At 41.4% G+C, this 21,829-nt stretch carries 14 protein-coding genes; 8 read left to right on the forward strand and 6 right to left on the reverse strand.

Translation table 11 applies throughout. The annotated features are described in order from the left end of the window. Window positions 1–20 precede the first annotated feature (20 nt). From BM192_RS13785 to BM192_RS13795, 3 genes are read right to left on the reverse strand one after another with little or no spacing between them, the layout of a single operon-like run. Complete coding sequence (locus BM192_RS13785) at window positions 21–2,387, reverse strand: ABC transporter permease (protein ID WP_037439427.1); 2,367 nt, start codon at window positions 2,385–2,387, stop codon at window positions 21–23. Between the two features lie 5 nt (window positions 2,388–2,392). Then, a complete protein-coding gene (locus BM192_RS13790; RefSeq protein WP_037439429.1) occupies window positions 2,393–3,091 on the reverse strand; it encodes an ABC transporter ATP-binding protein in 699 nt (232 codons plus the stop codon). A gap of 16 nt (window positions 3,092–3,107) precedes the next feature. Further along, window positions 3,108–4,352 carry an efflux RND transporter periplasmic adaptor subunit gene (locus tag BM192_RS13795; protein ID WP_037439430.1) on the reverse strand — a complete coding sequence of 415 codons (1,245 nt, stop codon included), beginning with the start codon at window positions 4,350–4,352 and terminating at the stop codon, window positions 3,108–3,110. 206 nt (window positions 4,353–4,558) lie between these two features. On the opposite strand from BM192_RS13795, the gene BM192_RS13800 reads away from it, so the two are divergent. From BM192_RS13800 to BM192_RS13810, 3 genes are read left to right on the forward strand one after another with little or no spacing between them, the layout of a single operon-like run. Beyond that, the gene (locus tag BM192_RS13800; protein ID WP_074590019.1) at window positions 4,559–5,929 is read left to right on the forward strand and encodes a sigma-54-dependent transcriptional regulator; all 1,371 of its coding nucleotides are present in this window, start codon (window positions 4,559–4,561) and stop codon (window positions 5,927–5,929) included. 2 nt (window positions 5,930–5,931) lie between these two features. Next, window positions 5,932–7,308 carry a sensor histidine kinase gene (locus tag BM192_RS13805; protein WP_037439432.1) on the forward strand — a complete coding sequence of 459 codons (1,377 nt, stop codon included), beginning with the start codon at window positions 5,932–5,934 and terminating at the stop codon, window positions 7,306–7,308. A gap of 4 nt (window positions 7,309–7,312) precedes the next feature. Next, window positions 7,313–8,365: a ferredoxin--NADP reductase gene (locus BM192_RS13810; RefSeq protein ID WP_037439434.1), complete on the forward strand. Its 1,053-nt coding sequence runs from the start codon at window positions 7,313–7,315 to the stop codon at window positions 8,363–8,365. A 67-nt stretch (window positions 8,366–8,432) separates the two neighbouring features. On the opposite strand, the gene BM192_RS13815 is transcribed toward BM192_RS13810, so the two are convergent. After that, window positions 8,433–9,707: a glucose-1-phosphate adenylyltransferase gene (locus tag BM192_RS13815; protein WP_037439436.1), complete on the reverse strand. Its 1,275-nt coding sequence runs from the start codon at window positions 9,705–9,707 to the stop codon at window positions 8,433–8,435. An 11-nt stretch (window positions 9,708–9,718) separates the two neighbouring features. Beyond that, window positions 9,719–11,125, reverse strand: a complete 1,407-nt coding sequence (locus tag BM192_RS13820; protein ID WP_037439438.1) for a glycogen synthase — start codon at window positions 11,123–11,125, stop codon at window positions 9,719–9,721. Window positions 11,126–11,334: 209 nt separating this feature from the next. On the opposite strand from BM192_RS13820, the gene BM192_RS13825 reads away from it, so the two are divergent. The 5 genes from BM192_RS13825 (at window position 11,335) to BM192_RS13845 (ending at window position 19,171) form a co-directional block, all read left to right on the forward strand. Next, window positions 11,335–12,129: a hypothetical protein gene (locus BM192_RS13825; RefSeq protein WP_037439440.1), complete on the forward strand. Its 795-nt coding sequence runs from the start codon at window positions 11,335–11,337 to the stop codon at window positions 12,127–12,129. A 119-nt stretch (window positions 12,130–12,248) separates the two neighbouring features. After that, a complete protein-coding gene (locus BM192_RS13830) occupies window positions 12,249–12,833 on the forward strand; it encodes an RNA polymerase sigma factor (protein WP_051759746.1) in 585 nt (194 codons plus the stop codon). A gap of 75 nt (window positions 12,834–12,908) precedes the next feature. Continuing rightward, the gene (locus tag BM192_RS13835; protein ID WP_051759747.1) at window positions 12,909–14,108 is read left to right on the forward strand and encodes a FecR family protein; all 1,200 of its coding nucleotides are present in this window, start codon (window positions 12,909–12,911) and stop codon (window positions 14,106–14,108) included. A 116-nt stretch (window positions 14,109–14,224) separates the two neighbouring features. After that, a complete protein-coding gene (locus tag BM192_RS13840) occupies window positions 14,225–17,461 on the forward strand; it encodes a SusC/RagA family TonB-linked outer membrane protein (protein WP_081857485.1) in 3,237 nt (1,078 codons plus the stop codon). 27 nt (window positions 17,462–17,488) lie between these two features. After that, on the forward strand, window positions 17,489–19,171 hold the full coding sequence (locus tag BM192_RS13845) for a RagB/SusD family nutrient uptake outer membrane protein (protein WP_074590012.1): 1,683 nt from the start codon (window positions 17,489–17,491) through the stop codon (window positions 19,169–19,171). Window positions 19,172–19,229: 58 nt separating this feature from the next. On the opposite strand, the gene BM192_RS13850 is transcribed toward BM192_RS13845, so the two are convergent. Beyond that, on the reverse strand, window positions 19,230–21,812 hold the full coding sequence (locus tag BM192_RS13850; RefSeq protein WP_037439443.1) for a BamA/TamA family outer membrane protein: 2,583 nt from the start codon (window positions 21,810–21,812) through the stop codon (window positions 19,230–19,232). Window positions 21,813–21,829 lie beyond the last annotated feature (17 nt).

Below are 21,829 nucleotides of genomic sequence, written 5' to 3' on the forward strand. Positions count from 1 at the left end.
TCTTAGGTTTTAAGGTTTTTCTATTCGTATTTAAGTGCGTCGACGGTATTAGCGCGGACAGCTTTAATAGACTGCATACTAATTGTTAGCAGCGCAATGCATACAGATAGCACCAAAGCAATAAAAAAGGGAATTAAAGTTAATTCAATCCGGTAACTGTAACCTTCAAGCCAATGCTGGATAATCAGATAGGCTAGCGGAAAGGCAATGAGATTGGCGATTCCAACCAAGCGCATAAAATCTTTATTGAGCAGTGTTAATATCTGTATGGGATTTGCACCCAGCACCTTGCGGATACCGACTTCCTTTTTTCTATGTTCTGCCATATATAATGCCAGTCCGAATAAACCAAGGCAAGAAATGAAAATGGAAAAACCGCCAAACCAGTTAGCAATGGTGCCAAGTACTTTCTCATTCTGAAATTTCGCTTCAAAATTATCATCGGCAAATTTCACAACCGGTGGAAAACCAGGTTCGATGCTTTCCATCACCGCATTAATCTTTTGCAGGGCAGCATTTACTGGTATTTTCGAATCCAGACGAACAAGAATATAATTGACTTCCTCCAGATTATAATATATAATCATGGGGTCTACTTTCTTATAGGGTGACTGTATAACAATGTCTTTAACCAAACCTATAATTTCAAGGTTAGTCCCACCCCAGTTGATAATAGATCCTACCGGTTTTTTAAGGCCCATCGCCTTTGCTGCTGCACTGTTAATGATGATGTTGGTAGAATCCGCGTGCTTTGGAGAAAATTCTCTTCCATCTATCATTTCAGCTCCAAGGGTAGCCACCAGGTCATAGCCTGTACTTCTGAAGTCAAAAAGAGTTCTATCATTCGCACTTTTACCCGGCCATCTGACATCGAATGTGTTATTTCCACCATCAGTAATACTCATGGAGAAAAAACTCACTTGTTTTGCCGCACCGGACTGCAACAGCTTATCTTTAGTAAGCATTAATCGTCCGGCATTTTTAAGCATATTTCCCTGAACCTGTATTTCTACCAGCTGGTCTTTCTGATAACCAACCGGTTTATTCTTTATAAAGTTCAACTGCTGATAAATCACAATACTGCAGATCATCAGGCACACCGCAAACACAAACTGCGAGACAACTAGAATCTGCCGGACAGAGATAGCAGATTTACTACTTTTGCCAATTCCTTTCAATACAATCACCGGTTCAAAAGAAGACAGATAAAATGCCGGGTAACTGCCCGAAACAATACCGGTGAATAGAGTTAAGCCAATAAGCAAAACCCAATACCGCAAGTCATTGTAATTAACCTCCAGTCCGGTACCCAGCAACCGGTTAAAATAAGGCAGTGATAATTCTATGCACACAATTGCCAACAGCATTCCGCAAACAGACATCAATAATGATTCGAGCAAAAACTGACTGATCAGGGCTTTTTTTGATGCCCCGATTGTCTTCCTGATCCCGACTTCTTTTCCTCGTTTCTCAGACCTGGCTGTTGAGAGGTTCATAAAGTTGACACAAGCGATCAGTAAAATGCAAAATGCAAGCAAAAGAAATATCTTAACCTGAGTAATCTTTCCACCGACTTGTTTCCCGTTTTCAAAATTATTGTACAGGTGCCATTTTGCGATTGGATACAGGGTAAATTCTGAAACTTTATCGGACTCATGTTTATTGTAAAGCTGCCTTACCTGTGCATCTGCTTTTGTAAATAAATCTGTACTTTCCAACTGCACGAGTGTCATGCAAAAATTGTTATTCCAGCTTTGGTTCTTAAAGAAAGGATCTTGTTTTTCCAGCAAGCTCCATGGTAAAAGATAATCGAATGTGATTGACGTATTTTTCTGAAGATCCTCTATTACTCCAGTGACCATTAAAGCATCTTTCTTATCCAGTGTAACTGTTTTTCCAATCGGATCTTCTTCAGCAAAAATACTTTTCGCTAAAGACCGGGTTAATATAACTGCATTAACCTGAGCCAATGCTGAAGAAGCACTACCAGAAATAAAATGATAACCTTGAATTTTCAGGAAGTCAGGATCCACGTAAACCCCGGTCTTTCTAAAACTACTCTGCCCTTCTGTAATTAGCCCATCCTTTGGATAACCGAATCTTGCAGCCCGGTACACTCCAGGTATATTCTGCTTTACTTCTGCTGCAAATGCGCCTGGTGTAGTCGGGTGGCTGAATATTCCTGCACTGGTCTGCTGATGATTATAAACCAGATAGGTCTTCTCAAAATCCGGCGCTTGTTTATCATAACCCCACTCATAGGACACATATAAAAGCAGGATAATACAACTTGCCAGCCCAAGTCCAAGTCCTCCAATGTTGATAAATGTATATCCTTTGTTTTTCCAAAGATTCCGCAGGGATATTTTGAGATTTAATCTGAACATGTCATTTAAATAAGCTGTTCGTTCTGTGCTTTATTGATTTTTTCGGAGATCACATGCCCATCTTTCAGATTAATGATCCTGTTAGAGAAACTGGCGTCATGTGAAGAGTGCGTAACCATTACGATCGTTGTCCCCTGATCATTTAATTCGCATAAAAGTTCCATCACTTCATTTCCATGCGTACTATCAAGATTACCTGTTGGCTCATCGGCAAGAACTAATTTTGGTTTAGTAATCAGAGCCCGGCCCACAGCTACCCTTTGCTGCTGCCCACCACTCAGTTGCTGCGGAAAATGTCCGCCCCGATTTACAATGTTCATGCGCTGCAGCATTTCATCCACCAGTTTTTTTCTCGTACCGGCAGGGACTTTATTGTAAATTAGTGGTAACTCTATATTCTCTGCGACAGTCAGCTCGTCAATCAGATTAAAGTTCTGGAAGACAAACCCCATATGCTGCTTGCGAAATACGGATCTCGCTTTTTCATTCAAAGTCAGTAATTCAGTCTCCATGAATAAATAACTACCACTCTCTGGTTTATCCAGCAGCCCCATGACATTCAGCAAGGTAGATTTACCGCAGCCTGACGGCCCCATGATAGACACAAACTCGCCCGTGCTGACATGCAGGTTAATTCCGTTTAATGCCGTCGTTTCTACTTCTTCAGTCTGATACACTTTCTGCAGATTAGTTAATTTGATCATATCTGTATGCTATTTTTTATTTCTTGATTTCTACTACTTCGTAATCTTTAAACTGTTCATAGGTTGAAGTAATTACTTCTTCTCCTTTTTGCAATCCTTCCAGAACTTCATAGTACTGGTAATTTTTGCGTCCTGTTTTGATATTTCTTTTTTGCGCCTTTCCATCAATAATCACAAATACCCAGCTGCCGCCTGTACTTTGGAAAAACTGTCCTTGCGGTACCAACAAGGATTTGCTATTCGCAGATAAAGTTAGTTTTACTTGTAAAGATAACCCTCTGCGCAATTCTTCCGGCGACTTTCCTTCAAATACCAGTTCGACCTGAAATTGTCCGGCAGTGACTTCAGGAATAACCTTACTCACCTTTAAACGGTAGTTTTTTCCATTAAATTCACAATTTGCGCTTTGGCCTTCTTTGACCCTGTTAATATAATACTCGTCTACGCCGGCTTGTAATTTATAGCCTTGAAGTACATCTATTTTACCGAGCATTTCATTGACGCTATAAGACTTACCAATAACGGGATCATAAGAGGACAGCATACCAGAAACCGGTGCTTTAATGGTCATATTTTCTATATTCTGACGAATGGTTTCTAAACTCTCATTCATTCGCTTAACCGATATATCTATTTGCTGGAGCTGCATCACACGACTTTGATTCTCCTGTTTGACAGCCACTTCCATGATCTTTCTGCGGCCTAAATTATAATCATAATCTTGTTTGGAATCATTAAACTCTTCTTTGGTAATAACCTTTTTGGCCAGTAATGTACTGTCTATTCTATATTTCCGGGAAGCAGTACGAAGGTTGTTTTCAATAACCATCATTTCCTGTGTCATCACGCGTTGATTCTGTTCTAAATCCAGCCGTACTTTTCTAAGCTGATTAATCTGCTCGGTTATACTAGTCTCGCTTGAAGTGTATCCGGACAATGCGTTCGGATTAGCAATCCGCAGCAATGGTGTGCCTTTAATAACTGAGGCACCATTTTCCGTGAAAATCTCTGCTACCGTCCCTCCTTCTGGTGAACTGACAATTACAGAGGTTAAAGGAACTACACTTGCATTGAGTAAAACAATATCTTCGAAATTGCCGAACTGGACCTTACTGATAATCAGCTTGTCTGCATCTGCAGCATAGACTTTGGTAAGCGACATCCGGTATACGTAAATTAGTAATACACCAAACAGTACGGCACCGGCAAGCATTCCTATCGTTTTCTTGGTCCATCTTTTTTTAGCAACAATTCTATCCATGAGTTCTTATTCTATACAAGGCAAGCTTTGATTGGTGTGCGCTTACGCTTGCTGCAAAGCACAGGATATGCCAAAGCGAAATCAACAAAATAAACAGCTGTATTTCAGCATCTTATCAAAAGATAGCATTTTTTAATGTTCGTTATCGGACAGTCTTTGTACAGCAGCGGACAATTCTGCTAATTTTGATCAAAAAACGAATCCATATGATCCCGGCACATATTCTGGTCATTGATGATGATGACGACATTCTATTAAGCGCAAGGCTTTTATTAAAGCAGCATTTCAGCCAGGTTACGACCTGCAAAACTCCAAAAGAAATCAATGTGCTGCTGAGCCATCATGACATTGATATGGTTCTGCTCGATATGAACTATCAAAAAGGTGCCAGCGACGGCAGGGAGGGTTTATATTGGCTGGAGCACATTTTATCTATCGATAAAGACTATGTAGTTATTCTGATGACTGCTTATGGGCATGTAGAGCTTGCCGTCCAGGCTATCAAAAAAGGTGCAACCGACTTTATTCTGAAACCCTGGGAAAATGAAAAACTTTATGCAACGCTTTCTGCGGCCTTCAAGCTAAGACAATCTTCCAGAAAGGTTAAAAAGCTGGAAAAAATAAACGGTTCGCTGCAAAAGGATCAGGCAAGAAAGTTCGAACATATCCTGGGTAATTCTCCCGCAATCCGCCAGTTGCAAAACACACTCATTAAAGTGGCACCTACTGATGCCAATGTATTGATTCTCGGAGAAAATGGTACGGGAAAACAGGTTTTCGCCTATGAACTGCACCAGCAATCTTTACGCAAAAACCAGATATTTATGCATGTAGATCTGGGCTCTCTCCATGGGAATCTCTTCGAAAGCGAGTTATTTGGTTATGCCAAGGGCGCCTTTACTGACGCGCGGGAAGACCGGCCGGGACGCTTTGAACTTGCCGAGAACGGCACTTTATTCCTCGATGAAATCGGTAATCTGAGTTTACCGCTGCAGGCTAAATTACTCTCGGTTCTTCAAAACAGAACAGTAACCAGATTAGGTGAAAGTAAACCCCGGAATGTAAATATACGCCTGATTACAGCGACAAATATGCCGCTGGATGATATGGTAGCTAAAGGTACTTTCCGGCAGGATTTACTTTTCAGAATTAACACTGTCGAATTGATGTTACCGCCGCTAAATCAGCGTTCAGACGATATTATCTTACTGGCCACACATTTTCTGGCTTCTTTTTCTACAAAATATCACAAGCAGATTACCCAGATCAGCGATACGGCTGCAAAAGCATTACTGGCCTACCACTGGCCGGGTAATGTCCGTGAGCTACAGCATGTACTGGAAAGAGCAGTAATCATGACCGACGGCGATCAGATTACTGAAGAAGATCTGCAATTAAACCCGCAGCGCTTTGGAAGTTCGGTACCGGCAGGAAAAGGTATGGATCTGGAAGACATGGAAAAAGCAATGGTCAGCAAAGCTATTGAGCACCACAAAGGAAATATCTCGCGGGCTGCTGCTGAGCTGGGGCTAACCCGGGCTGCATTATACCGGAGGATTGAGAAATTCGGACTATAATTATGTTTTATCAAAGATTTACTTTTCGAGTCATCGCCGGCCTGCTGCTCATAAACCTTTGTGTGATCCTTCTGATCTATCTGGTTATTACAACCCGGTTCTGGTTTACGATAACCGGTCTTGCGATATTTACTACGCTGATGGTTTATACGCTGTATGGATACATGAACCAGCTCAATCAGGATATTAAAAGGTTCCGCACTGCCGTGAATACCAGGGATCATACTTTGGCATTTAGTAAAAAAGCGGCAAGAAGCAGTTTCCCGGAATTGTATGTTACGTTTGAGGAAATCCTTCGATCCCAGAAGAACATCCAGCTGGAGCAGGACGCTTTCTTCCAGTTGACCCAGACAATCCTGCAGCAGATTCCTGCAGGTATTATTGTATTAAAGGAAAATCAGCAAGATGAAAAACCTGTTGAAATCAGTTTACTCAATACCGCAGCTGCCGATCTATTGCAGACTCCGTCTTATACCTATTGGCACCGGCTGGCGGAAAGAAATCCTGAGTTTGCAGCAGAAGTAGAGGCAGTCCGGCAAGGTGGAAAAAGGTTTGTTGCTTTAACTGTAGCTGATAAAAAGGTACAGCTCTCTCTGGAAGTTGTTCCGCTGCAGCTTTATCAGCATAATTACAGCATTATTTATTTTCAGAATATCAAAGATGAAATTGAGAGTAAGGAATCTGAGGCATGGAACCGCCTGGTAGGTGTAATCTCACACGAAATTTTGAACTCAATAACACCAATCTCATCTCTTTCTGACACTGTCAACTCTCTAATCGCTGACAAACAAAGTCTGAACGCAGAAGATCTTGAAGATATCAGGCCTGCTATTCAAACGATTAGGAGACGTTCGGAAGGCCTGCTTGATTTTGTTAAAGACTACCGTTTAATCGCAGAACTTCCTGCTCCTGATCTAAAACCACTTGCTGTGGGTGAAACACTGCAGCATATTAAAGTATTAATGCATCCATTCGCGGCCGGAAAACAAATTCGTTTACAGATTGAACAAACTTCTGCCAAGATTACATTCTCAGCAGACCTGAAATTGGTAGAACAGGCTTTAATTAACCTGGTCACCAATAGTATTCATGCACTGGAAGGGATTAAGGACCCTCATATTCTGATCGATTATAAGCTGGAAGGCAGGAAAGTATATATCACGGTGACTGATAACGGAAAAGGGATCACTGCAGAACATATGGATAAAATTTTCGTTCCATTTTTCAGTACCCGTAACCAGGGTTCCGGGATTGGCTTAACGATCACGAGAAATATCATGAAAATGCACTCTGGAACACTGGAGGTCAGTTCAATTCCGTTTCAACAAACTAGCTTTACACTGGTTTTTAATGCGATTGAATGGAAATCCGTAAATTAGCGGAATGAATACTGTGCCCTTAACTATCACCAGAATTGAAAAACGTCCGGGAGACAATATCTTTATCCAATTTGACTATCCTCAGGCCCGTCGTCTGTTATATTTGCCGGGGCAGTTTCTCACCGTTATTTTCAGGATTAATGAAAAGGAGATCAGAAGGTCTTACAGTATCTGCAGTTCACCGGCGCTGGACGAGCCTTTAAGCATCGCTGTCAAGCTGGTTGAGAATGGAGAAATATCCAAATTCCTGCATCACCGGACCGCTGTTGGTGACGTCTTAAACGTGCTTCCCCCTAATGGTATTTTTACTTATGAGACAGACGCTGAAGCAGACCGGACAGTTTTTCTATTTGCAGCTGGTGTAGGGATCACACCTGTTTTTTCTATTATTAAAACGGCACTTACTGTAGAAAACCGGTCCAGAATTGTGCTGATCTACAGTAGCCGGGATGCTGACTCTACTTTGTTTTATGATGAACTTAATGAGTGGCAACGATTGTATCCGGAAAGATTCAGGTTAATTTACCGCTTCAGCAGTACCAAAGATCTCCGGTATGCAAGATTAAATACTTTCGCATTTGAAGAGCTTATCCGCGACAATCTTAAATATGAGCTGACCGATGCTTTATGTTATACCTGTGGTCCTATTGATTATATGGTGTTATGCCGGATTTCTTTACTGGCACTTGGCTTCCGCCTGGAGCAGATTAGAAAGGAGACATATTTCATTCCGGATGACGAAGTGGATGAGGACGACAGCTCAGAAAAGGTTGTCAAAGACAAAAATACTTACACCGTTATACTTGATTTTAATAACCAGACTTACCAGCTCAAAGTTCCATTTGATAAAAGGATCCTGCAAGTCGCGCTGGAACAAGATATACAAGTTCCATACAGTTGCCGTGCCGGTATATGCAGCTCCTGTGTTGCAACCTGTACCGCAGGCGGGGTAAGAATGGAATACAACGAGATCTTAACTGATGATGAAATTGCAAAAGGCCGTGTATTAATCTGTACCGGACATCCTACTGCAGAAGGTACACATATCGTAATTTAACGCAGAGAGATAATAAAAGAGGCCCTTGTTTAAGGGCCGCTTTTATGTTTTAAAGTGTGTTATTATATTATCCGATGATAGTGCCGTCGGGCACTACCGAATCCTTCTTAATGACCACAATTCCGTCTTTAACTGCATAAAGTTCAAAGTCTCCGTCAGCAAGATGATCTCCACCATTGATTTCAACGTCACTGCCGATTCTGCAATTTTTATCTATAATTGCATTCTTGATTTTACAGCGGTCGCCAATTCCAAGCCATGCCCTTCCCGCTTCTTTATCTGCAGCTATTTCCAGCAGCGTCTGATAACGGTCGCAGCCCATGATGTAGGTGTTTTCGATAATCGTTCCATTACCGATCCTTGAACGGATGCCAATAACCGAGTGCTTGATACAGTCGGCATTTAAGATACAACCTTCCGCAATAACTGCCTTTTCCAGGTTACTGCCAAGTATTTTAGAAGGAGGCAGCATACGTGGCCTGGTAAATATGCTCTGTGCACTGTCAAACAAATTGAATTTCGGGATATCATCCGTCAGCCCGAGATTAGCCTCAAAAAATGAAGAAATATTACCGATGTCGGTCCAGTAACCTTCATATTGAAAACTGAGTACTTTCTGCTCTTTTAATACTCTTGGGATAATTTCTTTTCCAAAATCTTTATCGTCAGGATTCTCCGCGAATATACGGACCAGCAAATCCCGGTTAAAAATATAAATACCCATTGAGGCCAGGTAATTCCTGCCTTCGGCCTGCATTTCCGGACCCGTATCTGAAGCCCAGTCTTTTAAAAGATCTGCTGAAGGTTTCTCGATAAACGAAGTAATAATGTTTTCTTCATTTGCTTTTAGAATCCCAAAGCTTGTTGCATCCTTTGCTGTACTTGGAATTGTGGCCAGAGTAACTTCTGCCCCACTGTTCTCATGCGCCTGCAGCATATCATTGAAATCCATCTGATAAAGCTGATCGCCCGACAAAATAAGTACATACTCAAACTGGTGCTGCAAAAGATGGTGCATAGTTTGTCTTACGGCATCTGCAGTTCCTTGAAACCAGGTTGGGTTATCAGGCGTCTGTTCTGCAGCCAGGATATCTACAAAAGCACTGCTGAAATGACTGAAATGATAGGTATTCTTAATATGTTTATTCAGTGAAGCAGAATTAAACTGCGTTAGCACAAACATCCGGTGTATACCAGAGTTCAGGCAATTGGAAATCGGAATATCCACCAGGCGGTATTTTCCTCCTATCGGGACTGCCGGTTTAGATCGGGTTTGTGTTAGCGGCGATAATCTGGAGCCCTGGCCACCGCCAAGGATTACTCCTAAAACTTTTTCAGTCATATGGTATTAAATTACATTTGGTACAGATCTATATAGCGTTGGGCTGCCCGATCCCAGGAATGGTCCAACTGCATACTATAATGAATTATAGCTTTCTTTTGTTTTTTATTCTGATAAAGTTCATAGGCCCGGCCTATGGCATGTCCGACATCGGCAATACTGGTTTGATCATGACAGATTCCAAAACCTCCGTCGCCAATATCAGTTACGGTATCTTTCAAGCCTCCAATTCTTCTTACTACAGGGATAGTTCCGTAGCGTAATGCATATAACTGGTTCAATCCGCAGGGCTCTACCCGCGATGGCATCAGCAAGAAATCTGCTCCAGCATAAATCTGATGCGATAACTGCTCGTTATACCCTACATAAACATTATAAGAACCTGGAAACCAATTCTTAAGTTCTGAGAGTCTTGATTCAACCACAGGATCTCCCGAGCCCAGCACCAATATGTTAACGTTTCCCTGACTGTGCGCCAGCGTATTGTGAAAAATATCGGGTAAAAGGTCTGCACCTTTTTCGGCGACAAGCCTTCCAATAAACGTAAACAGGGGTTTATCCGGATTCAGGTTGAAAACAGCGCATAATGCTTCTTTGTTTGCCTTCTTGCCTTTTTCTGCAGTTTTTAACTGGAAATTTTTATTTAGCATCGGATCAGTATTAGGATCCCACACCACCGTATCAATTCCATTAAGGATACCCGAAGACTTCCAACGCTCTGCAGCAAGCAGGCTCTGCAATCCATTAGCTTCCTGGCTCAATTCTTCCAGATAACTTTCTGAAACTGTGGTCACCTTCCAGGCACATTTAATAGCTGCTGCCAGCGGATTAATATCTTTATCCCATTCCAATAAACCTGATTTTCTGAGATCAAATGCCGGAATCTTAAATAATTTGTCCCAACCGAACTGGCCTTGATACTGAGCATTGTGAATCGTCAGAATGGAAGGAATGTCTTTTAGCCTGGTATATGCATGACAGTTACCCATCATAAACGGAACAAGTCCGGTATGATGGTCATGACAATGGATTACGTCGGGCCGATGCTCCCATTGGGAGATCCAGTCCAGCACAGCAATCTGAAATGCGAGAAAACGTTCTGTATCATCGGCATAACCATAAACCTTTTCGCGGTCGGTTAAACCAGCAATATGGACCAGAAATAGATCGAAGCCCATTTTATTGGTCTTTTCGCGAAAGATCCGGACGGGGAAATTATCATTTCCTAATCTTCCCCAGGAATCATAGACAACTTCAAACTCATTTTGCTGTAAAAAAGGAACTGCATAGGCAGGCATCACTACTTTTGCAAAATGCCCGAGCTTATTCTGGTACTTGGGTAAAGCGCCGACTACATCTCCCAGACCCCCGACTTTTGCTACTGGATAGCATTCTGCACTTAAATGAATAATTTCCATTTGTTTGTTAAATATTTAATAGAAAGGGTCAATAAAATTTGTATTAAAATACCATTTAAATAATTATCCTTTCAAATTGTTTTTGTAATTATTTCGGTAGAAAGAAGTTTTATTCGTTTGTGACGTACGCCCGACGCAAAGATCGGTTAACTAACTGTCAACTAACAGAATTACATTCACAGGTATTAATTCACCTTTTAACTGAAAATATGACCAGCCTGACAAAAAATTTAATTTCTATCGCACTAACTCTACTTCTGCCGCTTATTTCCTGCTCAAAAAAAACAGAATTAGCAGAAATAAACAGAGAAATACCCGGCAAGGGGAATCCAGATCCTGAAGATCAGATCAGAAGTTTAATACCGCTGCTTATTTCCGAAAAAAATTACACGATGAAACTTTACTATACAACCGCCCGTCATCTCCGCGCTGTAAGTTACGCTGGGGATAGCACCGCAATTAGTTATAATTCGAAACTACTCGCAAAGGAAATTTCTCATTTCAGGGATGGCGTACTTAAAGAACAGGCAATATTTGTACTCAATACAACTGGATCCCCTCAAACTATGGAACATTATACTGTTCAGAAAAATGCAAGAATATTTAAGGCAAATACCCAGTTAGACTATGATTCGCAACAGCGTTTAACAGAGGTGACGCAAGTCGACGCTGCAAAAAAACTCTTGTCCAGGATGACTTTTAAATACGCGGAGGACGGCAGTTTTCAGATTAGCAGTTATCCCGGGAACACTGTGTTGTATTTTAATGATCTGGAAGGAAATCCACTATTTAAAGAAGTAAAAAACGCATGGATATTCGGGCTGGAAGGTTTGCATCCGTTTTTCTTCAGTAATTCGGCCAATTGGGGAGGTAAAGAAAATAAAGACCCCTATGATATCACTTATTCTTACAACCGGTCTTTATTTCCACAAACTATTCAATGGAAGTCAGGCACACAGACCACAACCTTGAAAGTTACCTTCTCAGAAATCTACCCCGAATAAGGGGAAGGTTAGCTGCAGCCACGATTACTAACGTTTACAGGATGCATACAACGAGCAAATAATAAGAATTACTTAATTTATTGTAAATTACATCTTGCAATTAGTAAGAATAAAATTGAATGGAAACACTTCAGGAGAAGGAACTTGTGCAGTTGATTAGGGAAAGTAATGTACCCGCATATGAGAAAATATATTCGCTATATAGTATTAGAATTTTAAAAAAATTGATTCGCCTTTTAAAGGATGAAGAAATGGCAAAGGAAGTTTTACAGGATATTTTTCTTAAAATATGGGAGAAAAGAGAGCAGATAGATCCTGAAAAAAGCTTCAAAGCTTACTTATTCAGAATAACTGAAAATCAGATTACTGACGTTTTCAGAAGATCTGCATCTGACCTTAAATTAAGAACCCACCTGATTAATGCATCTACTGAATTATATAACCATATAGAAGACTTCATCAATTTCAAAGAGATTAGCGGTAACCTGAAACTAGCTATTGACGCATTACCCCCCCAGCGAAAAAAAATATTCACCCTCTGTAAAATGGAAGGCAAAAGTTATGAAGAAGTTGCCGAATTACTGGGAATCTCCACTGGTACAGTAAATGACCACATGGTAAAAGCAGGGCGTGCGGTAAAAAAACATCTGATGACTAGTGACATCTTTATGATTCTACTCATAAGCAGCTATATCAGTCAATAATTCCCGAATACTAAAAAAAAGAAAATTGTAGCATATGTATTATGCTTTTCGTCCGTATAAGGATAAAAGTGTCAATTGGAAAATCAAAGAATTAAAGACATATTCAGCAGATATTTACAGAACAAGTGTTCTGTAGAAGAAGCAAAGGAACTTCTGGATAATTTCCATAGCGATAATGAAGAGCATCTGCGGCAGCTTATCATTTTGGAACTTAACCGCAGGGAGCCATCCGGCGATGACAGAAAATTGGAATCGGCTTCTGAAGAAGTCCTCGCCAAAATCAAAAAACAAATTTACAGAAATCATCAAAATGTACCAGTATCCTGGTGGCAGGCTAACAGGTGGTTAAGAACCGGTATTGCAGCTTCTTTATTGATAGCGTTAGGAACTTGGCTTTACTTGTCTTTATCTCCTGTACAGTCAGATAAACCTACCTTACGCAACCAAATTACTGCCGACCTCAAACCCGGCCAGAACAAAGCTACTTTAACACTTCCCGACGGCCGGCGTCTTTCCCTCGATGATCAGAAAAATGATCAGCTGAAGCTATTGACGGGTGATGCAGAAATAAGCAAAACTACCAGCGGGCAGCTTATTTACCAGCACTCTCCAGGTTCCGAACCCGGATTTACTGTATTTCACACACTAGAAACGCCAAAGGGAGGACAATATCAGATTAAGCTTGCAGACGGTACGCTTGTGTGGTTAAACTCTGACAGTAAACTGGCCTATCCGGCAACTTTTAAATCTGCTGGAACACGTACTGTTAAATTAACAGGAGAAGCCTATTTCGAAGTCGCACATAATCCGGCGCAACCTTTCATTGTTCAAACTACAGGACAGACGGTGGAAGTACTTGGAACACATTTTAATATGATGGCGTATGAAAATGACGACAATCAGGAAACCACCTTGCTTAAGGGCGCCGTAAAAGTGGGTTTTTCAACCAAATCAAAAATCCTTCATCCCGGACAACAGGCACAGACCAAGCTCAATTCATCTGAAATTTACATTCTATCGCACGTAGATACTGGAAAAATCACCTCCTGGAGAGAAGGTATTTTCACATTTGACAACTCTGATATCGACGACGTCATGAAGCAATTATCCAGATGGTATGATGCGGTTGTGATTTATCAGGGTGAAAAACCAACCGTAACGTTTACGGGGGTAATCTCCCGAAATAACAACCTGTCAAAAGTTTTAGAAGTACTGGAATTGGCAGGTGGCGTAAAATTTAAAATCGAAGGAAACCGAATAATAGTTAAAAGATAAATGACAGAGAACAGACTGATAACATGATTGCACGCAATTGGATCAAACGGTCCTTTGAATCTGTATTTCCACCTGGAAGTAAAACTTAATAATCAACCAAATATAACCAACAGCTTATGAACAAACTTACGGATTTCAAATCCTGGAGGCACCCCGGTGCATTAGTAAAAAAGGTCTTTTTGAAGGCCAGATACACAGGCATTTTTATTTTTGCTTTTTCTTTTCAGACCGGTGCAACGACTTTCGCTCAAAAAGTAACCATCTCCGGTAATCATTATGAACTAAAGGACATTTTAAAAGAACTTCGCAGACAGACCGGATTCTATTTCATCTATTCCAATGAAATAATCCGTAATGCAAAACCAGTCAACGTAAATCTCAGGAATGAGGATCTGGACAAAGCCTTAATCCAAATTTTTGATCAGCAACAACTTAGTTATTCTATAAAGGGTAAAACGTTGATTGTAACTGAAAAAATTCAGCGTAAAGTGTCGCCTGCAGTGTTCGCTATAGATTTGAAGGGAAAAGTGACAGACAAAAAAGGTGGACCACTGCCGGGTGCAACTATCCGTGTAAAAGGTGACAATAAGGCCGTCATAACCAATAGTGACGGGGAATTCCAGTTGAAAGATATAAGCAATGATGCGGTGTTAATTATTTCCTACACCGGCTTCGTGAGCCAGGAAGTATCAGTCCTGGGAAAGAAGGAAATTCAGATCAGCCTGGTAGAAGATATGGCCAGGCTGGACGAAGTAGTCGTCGTGGGATATGGCTCACTGGACCGTAAAGAACTAACCAGTGCAGTATCCACACTCAGACAAAAGGATTTGATTTCCGGTGCTGTATCTCCACTGCTCGCGATACAGGGAAAAGTGCCTGGGTTAAATATCGAATCTACCAATGGTACAGATCCGAATGCTGGTTTATCACTCCAGTTAAGGGGGGTAAATTCAGTAAATGCTTCTCAAGGCCCACTTGTGGTAATTGACGGTGTTCCTGGCGGAGACATCAACTCGGTCGTAAAAGAAGACATCGAATCCATAAATATTTTGAGAGATGCGTCTGCAGCAGCTATTTACGGAACAAGAGCTTCGGGCGGAGTAATATTAATTACCACTAAAAAACCTCAGGCCGGTGAAACGAATGTAACTTTTACTAGTGAATTGTTTACAGAGACTGTCAGAAGACGTCCTGAAATGCTATCCGGTGACGAATTTGTAGCCAATGGTCTAGGTGATGACCTGGGACATCGCACAGACTGGTATAAAGAGGTAACCAACAAAAATCCAATCAGCCAGCGTTATGTCTTGAGTATGAGTGGCGGAACAGAAAATGCCAATTTGTATGCGACGGTATTCAAGCGAAATGCGAAGGGTATTGCAATCGGTTCCAAACGGGAAGAAATTGGTGGAAGGATTAATAGCAACTTCAAATTTTTCAATGGAATTGCAGAACTGGCAACAAACATCAGCTATACGCAGGTAGATGCAGACTTTACCAATAATGATATCTTCAATATGGCTTTGGTTCTAAATCCCACCGAAACGCCCTATAACTCCAATGATATTACCGGATACAATGTGCTCGTTGGCGGTTATGATTATTGGAATCCAGTTGCAGAGGTAGCCCTTCGCTCTGATCATAAACAGTACAAGTATCTTTTAGCTAATTCGACTTTAAAAGTCAATCTGACCAAAGATCTGTTTGCCACTGCGACAGTAGGTATCAAAAGTAATAATCAGCATGACACTTTTTATCGCTCAGCACAGCACCGTGAATCAAGATTGAATGGAATTGATGGTTACGGGAAACAGGAATTTCAACGCTGGGATGACAGGATATTTGAGTCCACGATGAATTATAACAAAAAGTTTGACAATCATAGTATTAATGCGGTTGCAGGTTATAGTTATCAGGACTTCAATGGTCAGGGCTTCAATGCAAATAATTCAAATTTTCCTGTTGACGGCATCCGGGAAAATGATTTGGGAACGGGCACTTTTCTAGTTGACGGCCGCGCAGGAATGGGATCTTACAAAAATCCATGGATCAAACTCGCAGCATTCTTCGGTCGTGTCAATTATTCTTTCAAAGATCGCTATATCGTTACAGCAACCATGAGGCGCGAGGGATCCTCCAAATTTGCGCCAGGAAATAAATGGGGCACCTTTCCTGGCCTGTCTTTAGGCTGGCGTCTGTCTGAAGAATCTTTTATCAAAAAACTGAATGTGTTTGATGATCTCAAAATCCGTGCTGGATATGGCGAAACCGGAAATGAGGGCTTTAATGCTAATGTAGCGACAAGGATGTACAGTGCAGATACGTGGTATCTGGCAAATGGAACCTGGATACGGACATATGGCGTTATGCATAATCAGAATAAAAACATTCGCTGGGAAGTGAAAAAAGAATATAATATTGGTATGGATTTCTCTTTATTTAACAGAAAGCTATCCGGTCGATTTGATTATTACAAACGTGTTATCGACGATTTGATTTATGATATAAGTGTCTCTCAACCTCCTGCGATTCATGACAAAACCACTATTAATATCGGTAGTATGCAGAATGAGGGTTTTGAATTTGAACTAAATTATAACGCTGTTAAAACTACCGACTGGAACTATACAACTACACTGGTTGCCGCTCACAACAAGAGCCGTTTAAATTCCCTATGGGGAAATCAGACTTTCGCAGACAGAAAAGGATTCCCAGCTCCAGGTTCTCCCGGCAATGCTGTTCGTTTATACCCTGGCCAGGATCTGGGTCAGTTTTTCATCTGGCAGTTCGCCGGATTTACACCCGAGGGACAATGGATGCTGAATGACCGCAATAACGAGGCCTTTGATGTATCGAAGCGGAATAAAACTATAGCAGACAAACGATTCATTGGTAACGGTATACCCAAACTGCAGTTATCATGGAACCATAGTATATCCTATAAGAATTGGGATGCGGGAGTTTATATGAGAAGCTGGTTAAATTACGATGTCTTCAATATGATTAATATGTATTACAGCTTACCTAATGTAAAAGGTCAAAACGTATTAAAAGAAGCTTATACGGCGCATAAAGATATTAAAGGTGAAAAGGAATTAAGCGACTACTGGCTGGAAAAGGGTGATTTTCTGAAAATTGATGCTGTCAGCCTCGGATACACCTTTAGTAAATCTGTGATCAAACCTTTAAAAAATCTAAGATTATATGCGACCGGGCGCGACCTGTTTGTATTCACAAATTACAGTGGACTAGATCCGCAAGTGAATATAAACGGCCTGGATCCTGGGTTTGAAGAGCGTAATGCTTACCCTAAAACCAGAACATTCATGTTTGGTTTACAAGCCAATTTTTAATCCCTAAGACCTTTAGTATCAGAAATTATGAAAAAAACTTTTATATGGACATTAGCACTTACCGGCATTTTAGCAGGAAGCTGTACAAAACTAGAACCTGAATTTTATAGCCAGGTGACACCTGAAAACTTCTTTCAGAGTGAAAAAGACATCTTAGCAGCTTTAAACCGACCATTCACCCATGCCAACTGGTATTTAGGAGAGGACCGTTGGAGTTTGCAGGAATATACTGCAGATAATTTTGCAATCACAACAAAAGGACGTCACTGGTATAACGGGGGTGAAAATGAGAGATTTCATTACCACAAGTGGACACCTGATGAGGGTTGGATTTGGGGGACCTGGCGAGGTACATTAATGGGTGTTGCGCTCGCTTTAGATACCAGAAGTGATCTGGAAAAGTTAGATTATTCCCGATTTGCCCTTACCCCGGCAGATAAGGATGCTCATATTAATCAGCTTAACACACTAATGGCCTATTTTTATCTGCGCGGCCTGGATTATTTTGGAGGAATGCCCATCTTTAATTCTCTAGATCAGGAATCACTGCCCAGAAATACAGATGAGGAAGTCTTTAAGCATATTGAAAGCATCCTCAAAGAGGCCATGACCAAATTAAAGAAGAAGAACGGTGGCGAAACGGAAGAGGGAGTGTTAAAACAGGCAGCGGCAGCATCGATGTTAGCACAGTTATATTTTAATGCTGAAGCATATATCGGCAAACCAATGTATCAGGAGTGTCTGGAGGTTTCAAAGGCTATAATCAATAATGAATATGGTTTTTACGCATTGGATGACAACTGGAGCGGCCCTCATAGTTTCACCAATGACAGGTCCCCTGAAGTTATATGGTCCAGTCCTTCTCAGTTTAATCGTCTGCAATACAATTGGTTTTACAGTAGATTTTATCATTATAACTCAAGGCAGTACTTTAATACAGATATGGGGGCTGATAACGGTACTCACCTTACGCCTTCTAGAAAACCTGATGGCAGCCTTTACAAAAACGTTTTCAGCTTAGGATCTCCTTTCGAAACTTTTGATGACGGCGATTTAAGAAAAAAACCTTACCGCTTTCTGGGAAACGGTCGCTATGAGGGTATGTTTATTACAGGTGCGCACCTCAGCCCTTCTGGAGAAGTAATTAAGGGAGGCGAGGAATATAAAGACCAGCCACTTGTATTTAGGGATCAGGTTGCCCGGTTTTCTGAGGTGGGCCCGGGGAAAAAATATGCTACTGTAGCTGATCTGCCTTCCCGTATGTCAGATGGCGAGGAAAACACTGGTGTAAGGCCAGTGAAGGTTCCGATACCGCCACTTTCTGAAAACACATTGCGCTGGGGGGCAGATAATCCTATAATACGTTTAACAGAAATTTATTATATGCTGGCAGAATGCAAATGGCGCACAGGCGACAAAAACGGCGCCGCAGAACTTATTAATATGGTGAGGAAAAGGAACTTTGCAAATCAAGAAGATCCCAATCCAGCCACCGCTGCAAATTTGGATGCTCAACGCTTTTTAGATGAATGGAGTATTGAATTTTTGGCAGAAGGAAGAAGAAGAACCGATCTGATCCGCTGGAAAATGTTTACAACGGGTGCCTGGTGGGATCATCAGCCTTCGGGTTCAGCTCATTTAAATCGCTTTCCTGTCCCTACGGAAGCTATTTCAGGGAACAATAACTTAGCACAAAACCCTGGGTATTAATCAAGTAAAATACGATCTATTAATTCATAAAGGGTGTGCTTAACCGCACACCTTTTATCTAAAAGTTAAAACCTACTGAAATATACGGCATTGTACTCTCTTTCGAGAAGCCTACTGCTGCCTGAATAAGGATCATCTCTGCAGGTACTACATAAAGCCCACCCCCATATCCATAGTGCCACTGATCAGAGGACTCACCGCCATACCATACTCTGCCTATGTCGTTAAAGGCTAGCAATCCGACCGAACCCGGAACTATATAAGAGGTGAAATTGAACAGTTTAACTCTTAGATCCAGGTTCTCATATACCATAGTTTTACCACTGAATCTTCCGGTATGAAACCCTCGCAGGTTATGCACGCCACCCAGCTGCATCAACTGAAAATACTGTGGATCTCCGAAGGTAGTTCCCCCACCTAAACGATTTGCTATAACCACACCTCCTTTTCCTGGATTTGCATAATATCTGAACTCTGTCTGTATTTTACCCATGCGGTCATTGCCGTTATTGAGTTCCTGCATACCAGAAATACGGGTATTCCAATACATTCCTTTGGTTGGTACTGCAACCTGATCTCTGGAGTCATACCGTACTTCTGCCAATAAACCTGCAAAAGCCCTGTCAGAAAAGACATTCATTTCAGGATGCTGCCGATTAAATTCGTTGAGGAACCTATTATCGTTAGCACTTTCACTGCTGGTATAGTAAGAGAAAGCCGGTCCGCCACCGATAGTCCATTTACTGATCTGCTGATAAAACTGAAAGTCTGACTGAAAATAATCATAGCGGTTCCGGTAATAGGACATTCCTTTGGGCTCATCTTTGATAAATGCTGTTTCATTACCTAAACCAAAGAAATTACTCAGATTATTCGGACCGAGCAGATTTGCATTAATTTTAAAACTGGTATTACCTATAATTTTCTTGAAGTCTCCGGCATAACTCAGGATAAATGATTTTCGTCCGGTGGAGTAATCGATCCAGAACTCCTGCTTCTGCGCATATGGGGTTCTTCTGAAACCTTGTTTTTCCAGTAATAGCCCAACACCGGGCTGTATTCCCTGGTCTATATTATAATTCAGATGTACGAGCGGACCGAAACGGTCAAACTCATAGCTATTTTTGTTATAGGAGTTAACAGCTGTATCTTTGGCTAATCTTAATTTGGCCAGACTCGATGATGGGATATTATTAGTCTCATCGGATCGGTCATAGATATATGTTTTACCCCTGTTTTTCGCTTTAGGATCAATCTCGAAACTATCCTGATCATCTCCGCCAATCATACGTACGACAATTGGCGAAGATTCAGTACCAGTGAGCCTGAATTGATCTTCACCCGCCATACCATATACTCTTATCTCCTTGGTAATACCGGGTTCAAATGTGCGCTGGTAAAGTTTTCTTCCCGCATCGCCGTTTTTCTTAATATTATGCATGGTCAATTTAACCTCGCCACCTGCTTTCTTTTCCAGCTCGATCAGTTCTTTTTTGTCTGTAGCAGGAATATCAACGGTACGGGAGAGGTAGCGATAATAATCCAGTGCACTCTTATCCAGATTCTTAGTTCTGGCTATAGCAATCCTTAAGGTTTCATCTCCATTGATATTGTAGATATTTTCCGGCATCCTGCGGAATGCCTTTTCAAGTAGTTCCGGGGTAATTATATCCTGAACTTCTTTAACTGCTTTTCTCCAATCTTTCTCATCCAGCCCATTTAGAAAGTACCGGTCAAAATGCCGCTGGTAAATATTCCATTGATCTACGGCCCTGATCTCCGGCTCGTAAGGCTGAATATTTGCTTTCAGCCACTGATGCGATAAAATCCAGGGCAAAAGTCCTGAAGTCTTGTAGAATACTTTGTCCCTGTCCCTGGGTACTGGAATATAAGTCTTGATATCTTTTTTCTCGTCGTCTTCCCTTATCCATCGCCAGTTATCGTCGTGTTTATCGTAATCACCGAGAATGAAATCCAGTAAACGTGATCTTAGCACAAGCTTCTGATCCAGATAGGTATCGTTGTCTTCCTGTAATTTTCGATATACTTTTAAAGTATTATCGCTTTTCCTAAGACCTTCAGGAGAACGTTCTTCCAAAAGGTACACAGCATTTGAAAATTCTTTCTGATAGATTCCCAGACCTGGGTCGTCCCCTACGTAGACAAGTTCTGGATTTGCATGGGGAATATTCAGCGCATCTGCCAATGGAGGAACCACCAAAGCCGAAAAAGGATGGGTAGTGGCAATCTGATCCTGGACAATGTCCTTAACGATCGTCGCTTTCAGGTTATCGGGTAATTTTCTCTCGGGATATTTCTGTACTGTACGTAATGCCCACTCTTTGCCAGAGGCATCTGCGAGGCGCAATGACCTGGTTTCCATTCCTCCGCCAAGCTGAAGAATTTTCATTCCACCCCGTTCTGTCTGCATATCCATCACCCGCACCTTGACCGGCTCTGCCCATAACTTCCTGTAGCCTTCTCCAAAAAAGAAACGATGGGCATTGGAAACTGTGTCATAACCGGGAGCAATGGGCATTGTAACCGAATCTCTTACTGCCGTTGTTTGTGCCAGCACATTTACGGAAAGACTGAGTATAACGCCGGTAAGAACAGCGGATATGCTGGTTTTAAGTATCATGAGAGATATGGTAATGT

The sequence above is a fragment of the Pedobacter antarcticus genome, from assembly GCF_900112985.1.
Lineage (GTDB): Bacteria > Bacteroidota > Bacteroidia > Sphingobacteriales > Sphingobacteriaceae > Pedobacter > Pedobacter antarcticus.